Origin of the sequence: Methylophaga sp. UBA4204, assembly GCF_002379485.1 — a bacterium.
Classification (GTDB): domain Bacteria; phylum Pseudomonadota; class Gammaproteobacteria; order Nitrosococcales; family Methylophagaceae; genus Methylophaga.
In genome coordinates this window covers 11,760-15,089 of record NZ_DFTU01000080.1, presented here as the reverse complement: position 1 = coordinate 15,089, position 3,330 = coordinate 11,760, and the positions used below count along the sequence as shown (strand labels likewise).

Annotated in this window: 2 protein-coding genes; both read left to right on the top strand. The window is 46.6% G+C overall.

Annotated features, from left to right (window positions below; all coding sequences use genetic code 11):
• The coding region (locus tag B3182_RS12015; RefSeq protein ID WP_292752881.1) for an efflux RND transporter periplasmic adaptor subunit at positions 1 to 868 on the top strand (868 nt) is incomplete at its 5' end.
• A gap of 2 nt (positions 869 to 870) precedes the next feature.
• Positions 871 to 3,330, top strand: a 2,460-nt coding sequence (locus tag B3182_RS12010) for an efflux RND transporter permease subunit (RefSeq protein ID WP_292752878.1), incomplete at its 3' end; no start/stop codon positions are given.

Here is a 3,330-nt window from a genome sequence, read left to right as displayed (position 1 = left end):
CCCTTTTCAAGCCGCTTTACAAATGGCTAAAGCAGAACTGGCCCGAGCCCGTGCCAATATTCAATCAACTAAAGCCCGTGCAGAACGATTTAGAGGACTGATTGATAACAAAGCCATCAGTCAGCAAGATTATGATGATGCCCAGGCAGCGTATTTACAGGCACAGGCAGAAGTTTCCGTGGCGCAGGCGAATATTCAAACTGCTGAAATAAATTTACGGTATACCAAGGTAAATGCTCCTATAGATGGTCGCATCGGTCGGTCGACTATGACCGAAGGTGCCCTGGTCACGGCCCAACAGGAATCACCTTTAACCACCATCACGCAGACCGACCCGATTTATGTCGATATATCGCAGGCATCAAAAGAGGTGCTTCGTTTACGCCGGCAATTACTCTCCGGGAGAGTTTCAGAAGAAGATACCGCGCAAGTTAAATTAACGCTGGAAGATGGCTCAACCTATCAACATCAAGGTGAACTGCAATTCTCTGAAGTTAATGTTAATGAAGATACTGGCAGTCTGGTGATGAGGGCTAAATTCCCCAATCCGGATGGCCTGCTGTTACCAGGCATGTATGTGAAAACTGAAATCAATGAAGGAACCATGCCTGACGCCATTTTGGTTCCCCACAAAGCCGTGATGTTTTCTCGCGAGGGAACCGCAAGCGTAATGTTGGTAAACGATGACAATATTGTTGAACAACGGCCAATAGCAGTCAGACACTCCATTGGTCATAAATGGCTGGTCTCTGACGGGCTCTCCGGTGGAGAAAAAGTAGTTGTGGAAGGTTTGCAAAAAATTGCTGTCGATTCAGCCGTGGAGATTGAGATTGATACTGAAAACTCCCTCCAGCAAGCTCAGGAGTAATCATGGCCCGCTTTTTTATTGATCATCCGATATTTGCATGGGTTATTGCGATATTAATCATGCTGGCTGGCTTGCTGTCGATTTTTCAGCTGCCGATAGCACAATATCCCGGCATAGCCCCAACAGCGATTGAAATCCGTACCGCCTACCCTGGCGCCTCAGCCAAAGTAGTCGAAGATTCAGTAATTCAGGTAATCGAGCAAAACCTGACGGGACTGGATGATCTGCAATATATCAACTCCACCAGTGATTCCAGTGGTGTTGGCCAGATTACGGTCACTTTCCAGGCAGATACTGATCCGGATATTGCTCAGGTTCAAGTGCAAAATAAACTGCAGGCGGCCATGCCTTTATTGCCTCAGGATGTTCAGCAGCAAGGGATTCGGATCACTAAATCCAGTACCGGTTTTTTAATGGTATTGGGCTTTGTTTCCAATAATGGAAAAATGGATCGCTATGATATTGCCGACTATGTGGCGGCCAATATTCAGGACCCTGTCAGCCGGGTAAATGGAGTTGGGCAAATTAATTTGTTCGGTTCGCAATATGCGATGCGGATCTGGCTAAATGCCAACAATCTGGCCAACTATAAATTAACCACAGAAGATGTCGTTAACGCGATTCGCGAGCAGAACGTCCAGATTGCAGCGGGTGAGATTGGTGGAACACCAGCCGTTGAAGGACAGCAGATTGCCGCCAGCATCGTGGTTGAAACCCGGATGGAAACGGTTAGTGAATTTGAAAATATCCTGCTACGGGTCAACCAGGATGGATCGGAAATCCGCATTAAAGACGTAGCCAATGTGTCACTGGGTGGTGAAAACTTTCAATTTGAAACCGAATACAACAAACAATCGGCTGCTGGTCTGGGCATTACACTAGCGTCGGGTGCAAATGCGCTGGAAACCTCTCAAATGATCCGTGACCGAATATCGGAACTTGAACCGTTTTTCCCTGAAGGCCTGGAAGTCACATACCCTTATGACACCACCCCTTTTGTCAAAATATCCATTGAAGGGGTAGTCAAGACTCTGGTTGAAGCCATGATTCTGGTATTCCTGGTCATGTATCTGTTCTTACAGAATTTTCGGGCCACGCTGATCCCGGCGGTTGCCGTACCAGTGGTTATTTTGGGAACGTTTGGCATCCTTTTCGCGTTTGGCTTTTCCATTAATATGCTGACCATGTTTGCCATGGTGCTGGCCATCGGGCTGTTGGTCGATGATGCCATCGTGGTGGTGGAAAACGTCGAACGTGTTATTCATGAAGATGGATTATCACCCAAAGAAGCCACGCGTAAGTCCATGGATCAGATTACCGGAGCTTTGGTCGGTATTGTGTTAACGGTTTCTGCCGTGTTTATTCCAATGGCTTTTTTCCCGGGTTCAACCGGGGTCATTTATCGGCAATTTTCCATTACCGTTGTTGCGGCAATGGCTTTATCACTTTTGATCGCGTTAACGCTCACCCCAGCTCTATGTGCTTCATTATTAAAAGATGCTAAACACGACCCAGCCAAAAAACGTGGCTTTTTTGGCTGGTTTAATCGCAGCTTTGAAAAAACCAGCAAGGGAACTCAGAGTGCCGTTGGCTATCTGATCAAACGTTCTGCACGCGTCATGCTGATTTACCTATTGATTGTGGCAGGTCTGGCCTACTTATTTACCCAGTTGCCTTCGTCCTTTTTCCCAGATGAAGATCAGGGCATTTTATTTACTGAAATGCAGTTACCGGTCAACGCCTCGAAACAGCGTTCTATTGAAGTGATGAATCGCATTGAAGATTATTACCTTGAACAGGAAGGTGATAACGTCGAATCAGTGTTTTCTGTTATCGGCTATAGCTTTAGTGGTCGCGGGCAGAATAGTGGTCTGATTTTTGTTAATTTAAAAAGTTGGGATCAGCGCACAGCGCCAGAACAAAGTGCTCAGGCAATTGCCAATCGTGCTTCGGGCTATTTCAGTCAGTTTAAGGATGCGGTGGCTTTTGCTATTGCCCCTCCTCCCATCCGTGAGCTGGGTAATGCCAGTGGCTTTAATATGATGTTGCAGGATTTAGGTGGCATGGGTCATGAAGAACTGGTCAAAGCCCGAGACACTCTGTTAATGCAAGCTAATCAGGATCCACGTTTAAATCAGGTGAGGCACAGCGGTTTGCAGGATCGCCCCCAATTCAAAATTGATATTAATCATCAAAAAGCCATGGCTTTTGGTGTCTCGCTGGATGATATCAATAGCACTTTTGGAACAGCGTGGGGGTCCACTTATGTAAATGATTTTATTGACAAAGGTCGTGTCAAAAGAGTCTATGTACAGGGTGATGCCCCGTTTCGCATGATGCCCGAAGATGTAGGAGACTGGTATGTGCGTAATATTAGTGGAGAGATGGTGCCTTTATCAGCCATCAGTGATTCGCGATGGATATACGGGTCACCACGCCTTGAACGCTACAATGGTGTTCCT